The 15,890-nt window shown below is 57.9% G+C and carries 13 protein-coding genes; 7 read left to right on the forward strand and 6 right to left on the reverse strand.

The window, feature by feature from the left end:
• Position 1: 1 nt before the first annotated feature.
• Positions 2 to 1,174, reverse strand: a complete 1,173-nt coding sequence (locus K0H80_RS18220; protein WP_220072510.1) for a PrnB family protein — start codon at positions 1,172 to 1,174, stop codon at positions 2 to 4.
• Positions 1,175 to 1,361: 187 nt separating this feature from the next.
• Here K0H80_RS18220 and K0H80_RS18225 point away from each other — a divergent pair, with 187 nt between their 5' ends.
• The 7 genes from K0H80_RS18225 (at position 1,362) to K0H80_RS18255 (ending at position 9,111) form a co-directional block, all read left to right on the forward strand.
• Entirely contained in the window at positions 1,362 to 1,823 is a 462-nt protein-coding gene (locus K0H80_RS18225; RefSeq protein WP_220072511.1) for an Lrp/AsnC family transcriptional regulator, read from the forward strand.
• 388 nt (positions 1,824 to 2,211) lie between these two features.
• The gene (locus tag K0H80_RS18230; RefSeq protein WP_258406132.1) at positions 2,212 to 2,754 is read left to right on the forward strand and encodes a DUF4124 domain-containing protein; all 543 of its coding nucleotides are present in this window, start codon (positions 2,212 to 2,214) and stop codon (positions 2,752 to 2,754) included.
• Between the two features lie 126 nt (positions 2,755 to 2,880).
• On the forward strand, positions 2,881 to 3,936 hold the full coding sequence (glnL, locus tag K0H80_RS18235) for a nitrogen regulation protein NR(II) (RefSeq protein ID WP_220072512.1): 1,056 nt from the start codon (positions 2,881 to 2,883) through the stop codon (positions 3,934 to 3,936).
• Between the two features lie 41 nt (positions 3,937 to 3,977).
• Complete coding sequence (glnG, locus tag K0H80_RS18240) at positions 3,978 to 5,387, forward strand: nitrogen regulation protein NR(I) (protein WP_011867355.1); 1,410 nt, start codon at positions 3,978 to 3,980, stop codon at positions 5,385 to 5,387.
• Between the two features lie 256 nt (positions 5,388 to 5,643).
• Positions 5,644 to 6,534, forward strand: a complete 891-nt coding sequence (locus K0H80_RS18245; RefSeq protein ID WP_011867356.1) for a LysR family transcriptional regulator — start codon at positions 5,644 to 5,646, stop codon at positions 6,532 to 6,534.
• A 422-nt stretch (positions 6,535 to 6,956) separates the two neighbouring features.
• On the forward strand, positions 6,957 to 7,814 hold the full coding sequence (locus K0H80_RS18250) for a hypothetical protein (protein ID WP_220072513.1): 858 nt from the start codon (positions 6,957 to 6,959) through the stop codon (positions 7,812 to 7,814).
• A 10-nt stretch (positions 7,815 to 7,824) separates the two neighbouring features.
• Positions 7,825 to 9,111 (forward strand): DUF4785 family protein, encoded by a 1,287-nt coding sequence (locus K0H80_RS18255; RefSeq protein ID WP_220072514.1) that lies wholly within the window; start codon positions 7,825 to 7,827, stop codon positions 9,109 to 9,111.
• Between the two features lie 70 nt (positions 9,112 to 9,181).
• Here K0H80_RS18255 and K0H80_RS18260 read toward each other — a convergent pair whose 3' ends face one another.
• From K0H80_RS18260 to K0H80_RS18280, 5 genes are all read right to left on the reverse strand, one after another.
• Positions 9,182 to 12,292, reverse strand: a complete 3,111-nt coding sequence (locus tag K0H80_RS18260) for an efflux RND transporter permease subunit (RefSeq protein WP_220072515.1) — start codon at positions 12,290 to 12,292, stop codon at positions 9,182 to 9,184.
• On the reverse strand, positions 12,289 to 13,596 hold the full coding sequence (locus K0H80_RS18265) for an efflux RND transporter periplasmic adaptor subunit (protein ID WP_220072516.1): 1,308 nt from the start codon (positions 13,594 to 13,596) through the stop codon (positions 12,289 to 12,291). Before K0H80_RS18265 ends, K0H80_RS18260 begins: the two co-directional genes overlap by 4 nt.
• On the reverse strand, positions 13,589 to 14,242 hold the full coding sequence (locus tag K0H80_RS18270; RefSeq protein WP_220072517.1) for a TetR/AcrR family transcriptional regulator: 654 nt from the start codon (positions 14,240 to 14,242) through the stop codon (positions 13,589 to 13,591). Before K0H80_RS18270 ends, K0H80_RS18265 begins: the two co-directional genes overlap by 8 nt.
• Positions 14,243 to 14,375: 133 nt before the next feature.
• Positions 14,376 to 15,245 (reverse strand): cation efflux pump FieF, encoded by an 870-nt coding sequence (gene fieF, locus K0H80_RS18275; RefSeq protein ID WP_220072518.1) that lies wholly within the window; start codon positions 15,243 to 15,245, stop codon positions 14,376 to 14,378.
• Between the two features lie 65 nt (positions 15,246 to 15,310).
• On the reverse strand, positions 15,311 to 15,793 hold the full coding sequence (locus tag K0H80_RS18280) for a Spy/CpxP family protein refolding chaperone (RefSeq protein WP_258406133.1): 483 nt from the start codon (positions 15,791 to 15,793) through the stop codon (positions 15,311 to 15,313).
• Between the last annotated feature and the right edge of the window lie 97 nt (positions 15,794 to 15,890).

The following is a 15,890-nucleotide window of genomic DNA, read 5'->3' on the forward strand; positions in this document are numbered from 1 at the left end:
CTTACCCCTCTAAGCTGGCGCGCAGCCTGGCGATGTCGTCGAAACGGGTGCGTATGTCATCGCGCTTGGCGGCGGCGCGTCTGTCTCTGAGTTTCTCCAGCGCCCCCAGCAGCACAGGCAGCGGCGGGCCACTGGCAGTAACCTTGTCGATATGCTGACTCTCCATCTGCTTGGCGGGCTGGGCGATATACTTCTCCACCAGCTGATCATGGTGTTGTATCGCCCCCTGGCCATGGGCATCACACACCCGCAGGAACTGCGCCAGATTCTCCCGGTACCAAGGCTGGTCACGCATCTCCATGGCGGCGAGGAAATCGTCCATCAGGCTGGTTCGGCGCATACAGTCGCGCAAGATGCGCTGATCTTCCGGCATCATGTAGAGGAACTTATCCACCAGCAGTTGAGAGTAGGCCGACTCGTTGGCGAAGCAGAGCCCCAGCTGCAGGTCGATCACATTGATGCCAGCAAAGTCACCGGCATTGGCGCCGCGATACACCTGCTGGCCGACGCGATAGGGCTTGTAATAGGGACGCACGCTGTTAAAAAACGCCTGGGTATCGAGGCGATCGAATAGCGTCTGATTGGAGGCGATCACCTGCTGAAGCGCCACCAGTGCGACCCCTAACAACTCAGCGGTCATGGGGTGGGAGATCCCCAGGGGCTGGATCTTCAGCAGGGCGTCGGCCGCCCGCTTGTAGGCGAGGATCCCCTTGGTGTTGTAGTCGACGAACAGCTTCTCGTCGTCGAGATCGGTAAAGCGCTTATAGAGGCCGTTAACGGCGCGATTGTGGGTAGTCAGATGGGCGGTGGCAAAGCGTGGCGTCACCCCGATGGAGGCGCCTATATGCATGGCAAGCGCCGAGGCCTCCAACAGCGGCGAGCTGGTTTCGCGACTCGGCTCTGTGATCTCGTGGCGACGACAGGCCGCCATGTAGAGGCCCACGTTACCCAGCAGATCGAAGGCGGCATCGAAGCCCTCGTCGGTATTGCCCTCATCCAGCAACGCCTTGATGAGCGTCCGGCCTTCGGCCTCCAGCCGTGCCTTCAGCTCGTCGCCTATGCCCACCACGTTAGCGGGATCGCTCTGCTGCATGTAGAGGCGCTCCAGCGCCGAGTTAATCTCGACAAACTCCTGCCTGATCCAGTGATCGAAGGCCGCGACATCTTGACTCATAGGGTAGGTATCTCTTGGTTATTTTAATAATGACTCAATAAGCTACCACTAAGCCATTAGCGCAAACCTGCAATATCAATCCGGTAAACAGAGATTTTTTAGTGGATTCCGATAAAAATAACCACTTTAATAAGCTTATCCAACAAACCAGCCCTAGAGCCCAATCGAGGGACAAGAGACCTAAGCGATGAAACTGGACAGCAAAGACAAGCAGATCTTAAGCATACTGCAGGAGGAGGGACGCCTGCCCGTGGCCGAGCTAGCCAACCGGCTCAACCTCTCCGACACCCCCTGTCTGCGGCGCATCAAGAAGCTGGAGCAGGCGGGCTTTATTCAGGGCTACAGCGCCAGGCTCGACCCTAAGTCGCTGGCACTCGATGTGATTGTCTACGCCTTCGTGCGCCTCACCGAGAACTCTGCCGCCTATGGTGAACAGTTCGAGCAGGAGATGAGCCGTCTGCCTCAGGTGCAGGAATGCTCGGTGATCACCGGCGCTCACGACTACCTACTGAAGATAGTCGCCCACGATCTGCTGGAATATGAAGGCTTCGTCAAACACTCACTGGGCGGCCTCAAGTGTATCGCCAGCATAGAGTCGACCGTAGTGCTGAAACAGACCTTCTCCCGTCATCAACTGCCAATCATTTAGGGCCTGTTTATCTTTCAGGTTTAATTTTTGTTCAATCTCAACGCGTTGTGTTCAAGGCCTGTGCCATGACGCATAGTTGCGCTATGGGAATGGCAAACAACCAAAAATCGCTTGGAACGATTTCTAACAGCTTGTGGTGAAAGGCAGGAAGCCTTTCAAAATGAGATAGACGCGTTGAGATGAACCCCTTGGGCTGCGCTTGTAGGCAATTTCTACTGCTTTACGCCAGTATGTGTAGCGTAACTACACGGCACAGGCTCTGCCTTGTACCAATCACCTACAAATGGCAGCAAAAACAAACAGGAAAGGTCAACAGACCCTAGCCCTGATGCTTTTTACCGCGAAAGCGACTAATCTGTAGCAAAGACAAGGTATAAAAGGAATGCTTATGCGCCCGATATTGCTGTTTACCCTGCTGTTAATGACCCTTGGGGCTCAGGCAGCCATCTATAAATGGGTCGACAAGGATGGCAAGGTTCACTACTCGGATACCCCGGTAGAAAACTCCACCCAGGTCGAGTTTAAGGAAAATACCGAAAACCAGATCAAGCTGCCGCCCCCTGTGGTACGCGAGCCGCTAACCCCCGCCAAGGAGGAGCCCAAGGAGCTCTACAAGCTGACCATCTCCAGCCCCAGCGAAGAGGAGACCTTAAGGGACAATAACGGCAATATCACAGTGATCGGCTCCATCACCCCAGATCTCGCCGCCGGTCATGTGCTGGTACTCCTGATGGATGGCAAGGTGGTCAGCACGCCTCAGGCGAGCCCGGTATTTACGCTGGAGAATGTGGATCGCGGCGAGCACAAGTTTGAAATCAAGGCCTTGGCACAAAACGGCAAACAACTTGCATCGACCCCCCCTAGAACCGTATTTCTTCACCGGGCGACCATAAATGCGATTCCTAGGGCGACCCCTCTCGGGGGCGGTTAAAAATTTATATCTTAATTTTTAATAACTTAGAAAATCACATCCCAAAACAATCCCGGTGAAGATAGCTTGCAGCGTGCACCAAATTGGTGCACCATTATGGTGCAACCTACTTCCCGGGAGTCGTAAATGAACACAGACCCTCTGCTCAATCATCTGGTGACGGCCGTGCTCGTCATCTCAGATGATCTCAAGCTGTGCTATGCCAATAGCGCGGCCGAGCAACTGCTTGGGTTAGGCAGTCACCGCCTCACGGAACACAACCTGTTAGACTGCTGCCAGCTGCTGAGCATAGATCATCAACTGCTGCGCACCGCCATTCGCGAACACCAAGGCCTGACGGTCAACACCGCCAACCTGGTGACCCTGGACGGTCAGGGTCACACGGTCGACATGACACTCACCCCGCTGGAAGTCCAGCCGGATCAGCCCGAGCAGGGAGTGCTGGAGCTGCGCCAGGTGGATCAGCAAAGGCGGATACATCAGCAGCTGACCCTGGATGCCCAGCAGCAGGCGGCCCAGTACCTGGTACGTAACCTGGCCCATGAGATCAAGAACCCTCTGGGCGGCCTACGAGGTGCGGCCCAGCTGCTGTCCCGCGAGCTGGAAGACGCCGACCAGCGTGAGTTTACCGACCTCATCATAGAGCAGGCCGACCGGCTGCGAAACTTGGTGGACCGACTGCTGGGCCCGCAGAAGCCCACCGAGCACAGCCTGCACAACATCCATGCGGTGATCCAGAAGGTGCTCAAGCTGGTAAGCGTCACCCTGCCGGGCAATATCCACCTGATCCAGGACTATGACCCCTCGATCCCGGATATCGAGATGGATCAAGAGCAGCTACAACAAGCGGTACTCAACATAGTGCAGAACGCCATCCAGGCACTGGAATCGGTGGAAGACGGCGGCGAGATCCGCATCAAGACCCGCACCCAGCACCAGGTCACCATAGGCACCACACGCCACAAGCTGGTGCTGGCGCTCTCCATCATAGACGATGGCCCGGGGATCCCACCCGAGCTGATGGATACCCTCTTCTACCCTATGGTCACGGGCAGAGAGCAGGGATCCGGACTTGGGCTCTCCATCGCCCATAACTTTGCCAGGCTCCACGGCGGACGCATCGACTGCGCCTCCGTGCCGGGCAAGACAGAATTTACCATACTGCTGCCGCTCAAGAGCTAGCACAGGTGACCTTAGAGCATTCAACTTAAGAGAGTAGGTGTATGACAGAAAAAGTTTGGGTTCTCGATGATGATAGTTCGATACGTTGGGTGGTCGAACGGGCGCTCAAGGGCGCCAAGATAAGCTGCGCCAGCTTCGCCGCCGCCGAATCCCTGTGGCAGGCATTGGAACAGACTCAACCCCAGGTGATCATCTCGGATATCCGCATGCCGGGTACCGACGGCCTGACCCTGCTGGATCGCCTGCAGCTGCACTATCCCCATATTCCGGTGATCATCATGACGGCCCATTCCGACCTCGACAGCGCCGTCAGCGCCTATCAGGCGGGGGCCTTCGAGTATCTGCCCAAGCCATTCGATATCGACGAGGCGATCGGCCTGGTGGAGCGCGCCCTGAGCCATGCCAAGGAGCAGTCACCCAAGGTCATTAGCCAGCCCGAGGTCAAGGCGCCGGAGATCATCGGCGAGGCACCGGCCATGCAGGAGGTGTTTCGCGCCATCGGCCGCCTGTCACGCTCCTCCATCAGCGTGTTGATCAACGGCCAGTCGGGCACGGGTAAGGAGCTGGTCGCCGGCGCCTTGCATAAACACAGCCCACGCAAGGACAAGCCCTTCATCGCCCTCAACATGGCGGCGATCCCCAAGGAGCTGATTGAATCTGAGCTGTTTGGCCACGAGAAGGGCGCCTTCACCGGCGCCGCCAACGTGCGTCAGGGCCGCTTCGAGCAGGCCGATGGCGGCACATTGTTTCTCGATGAGATCGGCGACATGCCGCTGGACGTGCAGACCCGCCTGCTGCGGGTATTGGCAGATGGTCAGTTCTATCGTATCGGTGGTCACTCGCCAGTGCAGGTGGATGTGCGCATCATAGCCGCGACCCACCAGAACCTGGAGTCCCTGGTAGCCAAGGGGGATTTTCGTGAGGACCTCTTCCACCGCCTCAACGTGATCCGGGTGCACCTGCCGCCGTTGTCACAGCGCCGGGAGGATATTCCTCAGCTGGCACGCCACTTCCTGGCCACCGCCGCCAAGGAGATCAGCGTCGAACCTAAGATACTCACCAAGGCGACCGCCGACACCCTGGCTAGTCTGCCCTGGCCCGGTAACGTGCGTCAGCTGGAAAACACCTGTCGCTGGCTGATGGTGATGGCCTCGGGCCAGGAGATCTTGCCTCAGGATCTGCCCCCCGAGCTACTGACACCCAGCAACAGCCACGATAGTTCACCCCAGGCGGGCAGCGGTGGCTGGCAGGAGGCCCTGACCCAGTGGATAGATCAACGTCTGAGCGAAGGCGAGAGCGATCTGCTGACCCAGATACAGCCTGCGTTTGAAAAGATATTGCTAGAGACGGCGCTGAAACACACTAAGGGACACAAACAGGAAGCAGCTAAGCGCCTGGGCTGGGGTCGTAACACCCTGACGCGTAAGCTGAAAGAACTCGAGATGGATTGAGTGAAAGCACCCAGCCTAGGCTGGGTGCTTTGGCGCCTCTTCCGCAGGCGCATTGTTTGCGCTAGCAACAACACTCTCAGACTGACACTCGGATTCGATGACTTCACGTGGCATTGCCGCCTGCCATAAAGCCCCTACCCATAAACTTTGATTCGCTTTCATTAACCTTGCCCTCATTTTGCCAACTGGATCAAAGTAATCTTAAGGCGACTATTAGTAAAATGAATAAATAGTATCCCGTGAATGCCAAATAAGAATGAACATACCAATCAAAACCTTACATTATTTTCTCACCCTGGTTGAAACGGGAAATTTTACCCGGGCGGCGGAAAAGTCTTTTATCACCCAACCAACCCTGAGCAAGATCATCCAGCGACTGGAAGAAAATCTCGGCCAGCAGCTGCTGCACAGGAATAATCAGAAGATAGAGCTGACCCAGGCCGGCATACTGCTGGAAAACAGCGCCCGGGAGATCTTGGGCCAGTGGCACAGGCTGCAGGAAGATCTTACTAACCTGAGCGGCCTCAAGTCTGGACACCTGCGCCTTGGTGTCTGCCCCATGATGAGCAGCCTGATCATCGACCTGCTCACCGCCTTTCGCCAGCAATACCCGGGCATAGAGCTGCAGATGTACGAATATGGCGGCTTCGGCTGCGAGCAGGCACTGCTCAATAACAGCCTGGATATCGCCTTCACCGCCCTGCCTACCACCCATGATATCGAGCTGGCCAACCGCGCCCTCACCCGCTATCCGCTGCTGGCCTGCCTGCCCAAGGACCATGCCCTCGCCCAACAGGAAGCGGTGACCTGGCAGGACTTCGAGGCCTACCCCTTCATCCTCTACAACGAGGACTTCTCCCTGGCCAAGCTGATCACCCGGCTGAGTCACAAGGCTGGCGTGCAGCTCAACATCGCCTTTCGCAGTGGCCAGTGGGACTTTCTGGCAACCATGGTGGAGGCCCAGATGGGGGTCGCCATCCTGCCAGAGCCTATCTGCCACAAGTTGCAGGGCAGCGAGCTGGTGTTCAAGCCTATTCGCCCCAATCTCACCTGGGATCTGGCGCTGATCTGGCGCAAAGACCTACCCCTGACACCGGCGGCCCAGGCGCTCTTGGATCTCAGCGAGCAGGCCCATCTGCACCCTTGATAGCGGTCAAAATCTACCGGATTTTCAGCCAGAAAAACTAGGTAAGCAGTTATCTAAAACTGAGAAGCGGGTCGCCGACAGATAAAATCACTGGTGATGAGTCTGACGGCGCCCGCTTGCACAACAAAGGTGCAATTTTTTTCGCGCGTTATTCAAACGCGGGCCATGGCCGCTGACACAACATAAATAGGTGCACGCCTTTTTGTTTAAAACAATCAACCACCTAAACTTAGTTTAACTGGTACTAAAGTACCGTTAAAAAGCCTTGCCGCCTCACTTTCCTGCCGTTAGTTTCCCTTAAGAGGTCTGACGTCCGACGTCTGACCTCTGTATCTGAATATTTAAAACCCTGAGTAACTAAATCTGGTATTTGAAACCAGATAACAAAACCTAAAACAACATCAAATAAGAGAAATAAGCCAATGAAGATCTATAAAAAGCTCATGATGCTGGGTCTGTTTGCTGTCAGCCCATTGACTTATGCCGCCTCCGGACTCGTGTTTATCCATGGTACCGGGCATCAGACAGATGCGCTGTCGGACTATTGGACACGGGAATTTGTCGACTCCGTCCGCCAGGGGGCTGCCTCGCCCGATAACTACCTGGTGATCAACTGCGATTTCGACCAATACATGTGGGATGACGCCGCCGCTGGCTGTCTGGCCGGGCAACTCACCCAGTTTATCGAGAGTAAAAACATTAACGATCTCACCCTGCTGACCCACTCCAACGGCGGCAACGTGGTGCGCTGGATCCTCTCCAACCCCACCTGGGACAGTCGCTATCCCAAGATCATCAACGCCACCTCCAAGGTGATCGCCCTGGCACCATCCAGCGGCGGCACGCCACTGGCCGATGCCGTCACCCAGGGTAACGTGTTCGAGACCTCATTGGGTTGGCTGCTGGGCTATGGCAGCGATGCGGTGAAACAGCAGCAGGTGAGCTGGATGAGCAGCTATAACAACAGCTGGCTCTATGGCACCTCGGGTCGCCCTGCGCTGCCCTCGCCCTTCGAGGTCGTGGTGGGCTCAGATGTCGACTCCGCCTTCTGGGACGGCGACAGCTACTGCGCCGGCTATCAGTATCAGGTGGCACTTGAGACCACACAAAACTGGCTCGACGACTGCTCGGACGGTTTCCTGGAGTGTCAGTCGCAATCGGCTGCGGGCACTGTCTGGTTCAAAGACATTCAGCGCACCGCCGGCCAGGAGCCGCTGAGCCATCAGCAGAGCCGCCGCGCCTGCTTCAACCTCGACACCCTGATCCGCGACCATATCTAGGAGCCATAAGATGAAACCATCAATTAAAATGGCGAGTGTGTTCGCCCTGTCCGCCCTGCTGAGCGCCTGTCAAAACGACGAACCTCAGGCAGAAAATACCCCGCAGGCCAGCGCAGTGACAGTCACTCAGGTGACCCTGCTGGCGCCCACCTCAGGGGATCTCACCATAGATACCCTGGCCACCACTGAGCTGCCAGCGGTCAACGGTAATCGCGGCGGCGTGAGTTTTAGCGCGCCCATGGGCGCCACGGTCCAGATCCAAGCCCCAAGCCAGCTTGATCAGAGCAGCAGCGATCAGTATTGGCGTACCGTGTCGGGCGCCGAGCTGAACAAGGGGATCATGCTGGCGGTCAGCCAGAACGATAGTGTGATCCGGGTGGCGCCGCGTGGCGATGCCAGCTCGGGGGCCCTGCAACACAGCCCGGCTATCTCGCCGGATCAGCTGCGCCTCTACAAGGTCGACAAACAGAGCGTGGATAAGTCGGCCTCTATGATCCAATCCATGAGCGACCCACAGGCGATGGCGACGGCTGGCATAGTCGATGACTCCAGCGCCCTGAGGCTCTCCAAGCAGGCGACGCCCGGCGTGTATCAGCTACAGGTGGTCCAGCCCCTTGGGGCCAACGACAGCTATCTGGTTAACGTCAAGGAGAAGGGCAGCCCCTATCAGCTGGCCCTGTCGGCGCCCAACCGTCTGAGCAGTCAGGCACCTAAGCTGGCGTTCGATCTTAAGCTGAGCAACAGCGACATGGCTCTTAGTCCGACCGCGACGCTCAAGCAGAGCGATGGTCGCTACCACAGGCTCGCCGTGGTTAAGCAGGGCGATAACTGGCAGGCTCAGCTACCGGATGAGCTGGCGATGCCCAGCAGCAACCTGGGCCTGAGCGAGATCCAGGTCGACGTCGAGACCCGGGTCAACGGCCTACCGCTGATCCGCACCGTCAAGACCGCCTTCAAGCAATATGTGCCTGCGGCCAAACTAAAGGATCAGGCCAGCATCTACTGGCAGGATAACAAGCCGACCCAGGCGATGTTCGAGCTGCAAGTGGCCAACCCTGGACGCTATCAGGTGTCAGCCGTGTTGGTGGGTACCGATGCTCAGGGTAAGCAGGCCAATATCCTGCGGGCCGAGACGGCTCAGTGGCTGGACGCCGATGGCCAGATGAGCCTGAGCTTCGACGCCGAGCAGCTCAAGGCCTCGGGTCTGGGCGCTCCCTACGCCATCAAGGCGCTGGAGCTCAAAGATCAGAGCCAGATGGCGCGTCTGAGTTACCTGGGCGAGGCCGCCTCACTCTAGCTACATGCTAAAAGCGAAAGCGCCCGCTATGGTCACATAGCGGGCGCTTTTTTATTTTCTATTTAACGTCTTACAGCTCGGTATGGGGCTTCACCTTATCAAAGTCGGCCAGGATGGCGTAGGCACAAGGGATGATAAACAGCACCAGCAGGGTGGAGGCGAAGATACCGAAGACGATCGACACCACCAATGGCTGCACCACCTGGGCCTGCAGGCTGGTTTCCAGCAGCAGGGGCAATAGGCCCGCCGCCGTGGTCAGCGAGGTGAGAAACACCGCCCTGAAACGCTCGCGACTGGCACTCACCACCGCCTGATGCACGCTATCTCCCTCATCCACATGGTGGCGTATGTACTGCACCAACAAGATGGAGTCGTTCACTACGATTCCCGCCAGCGAGATGAAGCCCATGATAGAGGGCATGGAGAGGTTATAGCCCAGCAGCAGATGGCCCCAGAGCACGCCGATCAGCGCCAGCGGGATCGCCAGCATCACCACGGCGGGTTCCAGATAGCTCCTGAACTGAAAACTCAGGATGGCGAACAGGCCAAACAGGCCGATGAGGAAGCCTTTGCCCATGGAGCTGCCGGTCTTGGCCGTCTCCTTGGCCGAGCCCTCAAAATCCACTCTCAACTGAGGATAGCTCTGCTGCACCTGAGCCAGCCACTCGCGCTTTATCGCGGCTATGGTCTCGTTGGCATTGGCGCGCTGATTGTCCACATCGGCCATCACGGTCACGCTGCGCAGGCCATTGATGCGCTGGATACGCACATAGGAGCGCTGATCCTGCAGCAGGGCGATGGAGGAGAGCGGCAGCTGGCTGCCATCACTCAGCATGATGGGGAAGTTGGCCAGGGCCTGTAGATCCCCCGCCTGCAGCTTGTTGAGCCGCACCTCGATCTCGATATTTTCCGGCCCCACCTGCACCTCGTCGGCCAGCTGACCGAAGTAGGCGCTGCGCAGCTGGGCCGCCACCAGTTGGCCGTCGATGCCGAAGCTCTCGGCGCCGGGACGCAGGCTCACCTTGATCTCCTCCTTGCCCGGACGCATGTCGTCGAGTATGCCGCTGATGCCATCAAACTGCCCCAGATAGCTCTGCAGCGACACGGACGCCTGTTTCAGCATATCCAGATCGTCGCCCTGCAGGCGGATCTCGATATCTCGCCCCGCCGGCCCCATGGTGGGCTGCTTGAACACCAAAGATAGCGGCATCGCCAGCTCCCCCGTCTCCAGGCGCCAGTCGCGGATAAACTCCTCGATCAGGGTATTACGGGTCTCTGCCGACAAGAGATCCAGCCTGACGGTCGCCACATGGGGGCCGCTCTCACCGGCATCGGCGTTAAAGTTATACTGCGCCGTGATGTCGCGGATCAGCTCATGTTCATCCTCCACCTCATGGGTGTATCTATCGCCCACACGCTTAGCGCTGGCGATCAGTGTCTCGACCACCTTCTGGGTCTGACTCAGGGAACTGCCCGGCGGCAGTATGATTCGCGCCTCGGCGATATCGCCATCCAGATCGGGGAAAGGCACAAACTTGAGCGCGCCGCCCACCACCAAAGAGACTGAGACAAGCAGCAGGCCTATGGTGGCGCCGACGCTGACATAGCGCCAGCGCACCATGAAGGTCACCAGCCTGACTAAGTGATCGTTACGAAACGCCTCGAAGCGGGTGAGAAACTTAGCCTTGAGCTCGCCGATACGATTGGGCTTGGTCTCCGCCTTGGCGTGTGCCAGTGAGTGATTCAGGTGATTGGGCAAGATCAAGAAAGCCTCGAACAGGCTGATGGTCAGCACCATGATCAGCACGGTCGGAATGGCCGACAGTACCGCCCCCATCTGGCCATCCAGCCCCAGCAGCGCGCTGAAGATCAGCACAGTGGTCAGGAAGGAGGAGACCACACCCGGGGCGACCTTCTGCACTCCCTTCACCACGGCCTCATGGGGCGCCATGCCTCTGTCTATGTGGGAGGCGATCGACTCGGCGATCACTATGGCGTCATCCATCATGATACCGATCGCCATCAAAAGCCCCACCAGACTCATGAGGTTAATAGACACGCCAAACAGGCTCATCAGATAGAGTCCGCCGAGGAAGGCGACCGGCAGGCCGGCCGACACCCAGAAGGAGTAACGCAGGGAGAAAAACAGCCACATGCTGAGGAATACCAGGATGATCCCCTGCCAGCCGTTGGTGATCATCATCTTCAGCCTGTCTTGCAGCACGGAGGAGAGATCGTTGGTCATGGTCAGGCGCACACCGTCCGGCGCGCGGGCCTGCTCCAGTTCGATAAACTCGCTCACCTTGGCCTTGATCCGCAGCGCGTCGTCGGCCTTGTTCTTCTGCACCTTGATCAGCGCCGCGTTGCTGCCGTTGAACTGAATATGTTCCTCATCCAGCTCGAACCTGTCGCTGATGGTGGCGATATTGCCAAGACGCACCACGCTACCATCGGGATTAGAGGCGACGATGATCTCCGCCAGTGAAGCCGGGGTGACCTTGCGCTCATCGAACCTCAGCAGGATATTCTTATCCTTGAGCTCGATATTCCCCGCCGGCATCTTTACGTTCTGGCGGCCGACCTTGTCGGCAATCTCGGCGGCGGTCAGCCCCAGCCTGCGCATATCCGCCTGATTGAGCTCGATACGCAGCTGATGGTCCGAGAAGCCCGCGATGGAAACCAGGCTCACCCCGGCGTCTATCTTGAGACGACGCTTCACATCCTCGGCATAGCTCTTCAGGTGTGGCCAGCTGGTGTCGGCGACGATAGCGATATCCACCACGGGCTCCGCCCAATCCAGCTCCTTGACGATGGGCGATTCGATCTGCGCCGGGAAGTTCTGAATCGCGTTGATCTGGGTCTGCACATCCACCAGCATGCGACCCAGATCGGCCTTGGGCTCCAGCTTGAGACGCATTGAGGCTATCCCCTCCTGGGCGTCACACTTGACCTCTTCGATGTTGGCCAGGCCATCGACGGCATCCTCCATCCGCAGGCAGATGCTCTCCTCCACCTCGACCGGCGAGGCGCCCGGGTAGACCACGGTCGCCATCACATAGGGCGGGGCAAACTCGGGAAAGGTCTCGCGCTTGATACTGCTCATGTTGAGCAGACCCAGCAGCAGGAAGGCCAACATCAAGAGGTTTGCCAGGGTAGGATGTCTTGTGATGTAGGCGATCACAGCGGCGCCCCTCCCTCATTGGTGACGGGCTTGAGCGACATACCGGGAATGGCCGGGATCAGGTCGTTGAGCACCAGGGCATCACCCGCCTTCAGCTCGCCCTTGACGGCCACCTGCTGCTCGTGGCGGAACAGCACCTCGACCGGCTTGATCACCAGCTTCTGCTCAGCATCCATCAGGTAGATCTGATTGCCCCGCAGTGCCCGCTCGGGGATCACGAAATGTTCCCTGGGCTTACCGCTGATCACCGCGCTGACAAACATCCCCTTGGTCAGCGGCGGACGTAGCAGCAGATCCATCTGGCTGAAGTCCTGCTCCACCTCCAGATAAACGCCTATGGTGGCCTGGTTGGGGTTGACCGTCTCGGCGACCCGGGTCACCCGCGCCGGCCAGCTAAAGCTATGATTGCCCGCCTGAAAACTCACCTCCGCCTGCAACTCAAATTCGTCGATAGAGGGCATGCTTCTGGGCTGTGATGCCTGTACCAGGCTGCTGACCAGGGCGCGCATATCCTGCAAGGATAACTCCGCCTTGATCTCGGCTGTGCCTAGCCTGTGGGCCACCAGCATCACGGCGCCGGCAGCCACCACCTGATCTTGCTCGATATTGATGTCCGACACCCGCGCATCGAAGGGCAGCACCACCTTGGTCTGATTAAGGCGGCGCTCGGCGTCCTGCAAGGAGGCCTTGTCGACGCTCAGCTGCGCCTCGCTCACCTTGCGATCGTCGGGGAGCAGCTTGAGGGAACTCTGTAGATCCTCCACCAGCTTGGTCTGGGCAAGCAGCGACTGCTTCTGGTTCTCCAGCTCCGAACTCGATACCAGGTTGCGCTTCTTCAGGGTCAGCTTACGTTGATACTCCTGCTCGGCCAGCACCAGCTTCTGCTCCTCGATCTTCAGGCTGGTATTGAGGTTTTTCTCCTGTTGATCCAGACGGGTCAGCTGCGCCTGGGTGGCATGCATGCTGGCCTGGGCCTGGGCGACCTTGAGCTGGTATTCCAGCGGATCTATCTCGAGCACCAGTGTGCCCTTTGGCAGCATGCGGCCGGTTTCCAGTTGGGGATGGCGGTACAACACCTTGCCGCCTACCTCGGCCACCGCCTGCCACACATGCTTGGGCTCGACCCGGCCGAAGCCGATGACTCTGGGTGCTATGGGCTGCTGAGCCAGCGGCATCACCTCGACCGCCCTGGCCTTATCGTATCCGGCCACGAGTGAGGGCGAAGGTTTTAGCAGCGCCGCCAGCACTATGGCCAGCACGCCGACGCCCACACCGACTAATAGATAGCGTTTCTTGTTATTCATCTCTCTCATCCTTCACGTCCATCAGACCACGCTGCAGTAGACGGGTATTTTGCTCGGCAAGCAGTTGTAGAAAGTCCGGCGTAAGTTCTATGCCGACCCTTTCGAGTAAGTTTTCCGGCACGATAAAGGGAAACACCATCATGGCGAAGAAGCTCAGCTGAGCGCAGTGGGCGTCCACATCGTCCTTCAGCAGGCCCTTCTCCTTTAATCGTTGAAATATGGCGATATTCTCGAAGTTAACCACCTCATAGAAGGCCTTGGTCACCTCGGCGTTTTCCGGCAGGCTCTGATCCAGTCCGGCGATGCGCAGCATGAGTCTGGGAAAGTGCGGATGCTTGCTCATGACGCTGTAGTAGGTCTGTAGCAAGGCCGCCGGGCTCTCCTGGCGCGTCTCTCTTCTCGCCTTATGCAGCTGAGCCAACACGGGCATCGCCGTCTCATGGATCATGGTCGAGAACAACTTCTCCTTGGAGCCGAAGTAGTAACGGATCAGGCCGGGGTCTGTGCCCGCCAGGCTGGCGATCTCGCGGATCGACACCTGAGCATAGGGACGTTCGATAAACAGATTTCTCGCCGCCAGGATCAGCTTATCGCGATTTTGGGTGTCGCCACTGGGACGGCCGACACGACTTTTAGCTTCTGCCATAAAAATTCCTCAATAGAGGAATTAATACTAGAAGAACTGGATTTGAATTGGCAGGGAAATAATTCCCCTAAAATCGGGGTTGTGTAGAATTTTCGGCGACGAAACCTGGCTTGGTCTCGCCGCCTGGGGCAGCTTAGATGGGGTCTTGGTGGATCAGCACTTCAACGTGCTCGAACAGGCTTCTCACCCTTGCCTCGGCGGCATCGGCAATGGCATGGGCCTCCACCAGTGGCAGTCTGCCGTCAAGCTCCAGGTGGCACTGCACGAAGGTGGTCTTGCCCGAAGTGCGGGTACGCAGATCATGAAAACCATTGATGCGCGGGTCTTTCTCTATCGCCTGGACGATTTTGAGCTTGGTATCGGCATCCAGCTCCCGGTCCAGCAGCGACTGCGCCGAGCGGTAACCCAGATCCACTGCCTGCTGACCGATAAACAGGGCGATCAGTATGGCGAACAGGCCATCGGCCCACCACCAGCCAAACTGCGACAAGACCAGGGCTAGCAGCACGGCACTGTTGAGAAACAGGTCCGACTTATAGTGCAGGGCATCGGCCTCCACTATGGTGCTGGAGGTCTTGGCCAGGGCGCGGCGTTGCAGCAGCACCAAGGCCAGGGTCAGCACTATGGCGATCACCGACACCACCACGCCCACCATGGCATGGTTGATAGGCGCCGGGTTGATCAGCCTGTCGCTGCCATGTAGCAAGAGCAGCAGCGCCGAGCCTAGGATGAAGGCCGACTGGGCCAGGGCCGCCAGGGGCTCGGCCTTACCGTGACCATACCTATGGTCTTGGTCTGCGGGCACTATGGCATAGCGAATGGCGATGAAGTTGACTATGGAAGCCAGGGCATCGGCGAAGGAGTCGGTGAGCGAAGCCAGCATGCTGGCGGAACCTGAATAGAGCCAGGCCGCCAGCTTGATGACTATCAGGGTGAGCGCGGTCGCCACGGCGGCGCGGCTAGCCAGTTTCACCCAAAAATCGTATTGGGAAGTGTCGGTCATAGGGTCATATTACAGCTAACAATTAGCAGGGGAAGAATATGACCCAATTGTAACTCAGTTATCCCCTATGGGCGATCTCCTTTACGTCCGCCACGCTTGCCAAAATTCTCTTTAAATTTAGCCTGCTGCTCAGGGGTAAGCATTTGATAGATTTCGCGTTGCATCTTCATGCGCTCCACCGCGGCCTGCGCTCTCTGCTCACTGCGCTGGGCCGTCATCGCCTTAAGATCGGCCTCGTTGAAGCTGTCTGAGGTGATCATATCCAGCATCTGCTGTTTGTGGGCCGCACGCACATCGTCCGATGGACGCTTAGCCTGCATCGCCTCGCGGTGCGACTGCATCAGTTCCTTCATCTGAGTGCGCTGGGCATCGGTGAGATCCAGGCCGCGAAACATCTTATGCATCTCGCCGTGGTAACCTTTGTGATCACCACGCATCTCATGGCGACAACCGCCGTCATCCGGGCCAGCCGCATACACAGCGGGTGCCAACAGGGCGGCGCTGGTCATTAACGCAAATAATCCTGATTTTAGGGTCATCTTATTCATAATCTGCCTCTTACGCTTATCGCGGATAGTTAGTTCGCTCTGGGAAGAGCTTCGACACTAACAGTTTACGCCACCCTATGTAATACAGGGTTTTCCT

The sequence above is a fragment of the Shewanella aegiceratis genome (assembly GCF_019457495.1).
In the GTDB taxonomy this organism is placed as follows: Bacteria; Pseudomonadota; Gammaproteobacteria; order Enterobacterales; family Shewanellaceae; genus Shewanella; species Shewanella loihica.

Coding starts and splice junctions, on each gene's coding strand:
- K0H80_RS18280 (WP_258406133.1), bottom strand. CDS start 15,793: ATGAATAAGATGACCCTAAAATCAGGATTATTTGCGTTAATGACCAGC.
- K0H80_RS18270 (WP_220072517.1), bottom strand. CDS start 14,242: ATGGCAGAAGCTAAAAGTCGTGTCGGCCGTCCCAGTGGCGACACCCAA.
- K0H80_RS18250 (WP_220072513.1), top strand. CDS start 6,957: ATGAAGATCTATAAAAAGCTCATGATGCTGGGTCTGTTTGCTGTCAGC.
- K0H80_RS18255 (WP_220072514.1), top strand. CDS start 7,825: ATGAAACCATCAATTAAAATGGCGAGTGTGTTCGCCCTGTCCGCCCTG.
- K0H80_RS18230 (WP_258406132.1), top strand. CDS start 2,212: ATGCGCCCGATATTGCTGTTTACCCTGCTGTTAATGACCCTTGGGGCT.
- fieF (WP_220072518.1), bottom strand. CDS start 15,245: ATGACCGACACTTCCCAATACGATTTTTGGGTGAAACTGGCTAGCCGC.
- glnL (WP_220072512.1), top strand. CDS start 2,881: ATGAACACAGACCCTCTGCTCAATCATCTGGTGACGGCCGTGCTCGTC.
- K0H80_RS18265 (WP_220072516.1), bottom strand. CDS start 13,596: ATGAATAACAAGAAACGCTATCTATTAGTCGGTGTGGGCGTCGGCGTG.
- K0H80_RS18225 (WP_220072511.1), top strand. CDS start 1,362: ATGAAACTGGACAGCAAAGACAAGCAGATCTTAAGCATACTGCAGGAG.
- K0H80_RS18245 (WP_011867356.1), top strand. CDS start 5,644: ATGAACATACCAATCAAAACCTTACATTATTTTCTCACCCTGGTTGAA.
- glnG (WP_011867355.1), top strand. CDS start 3,978: ATGACAGAAAAAGTTTGGGTTCTCGATGATGATAGTTCGATACGTTGG.
- K0H80_RS18220 (WP_220072510.1), bottom strand. CDS start 1,174: ATGAGTCAAGATGTCGCGGCCTTCGATCACTGGATCAGGCAGGAGTTT.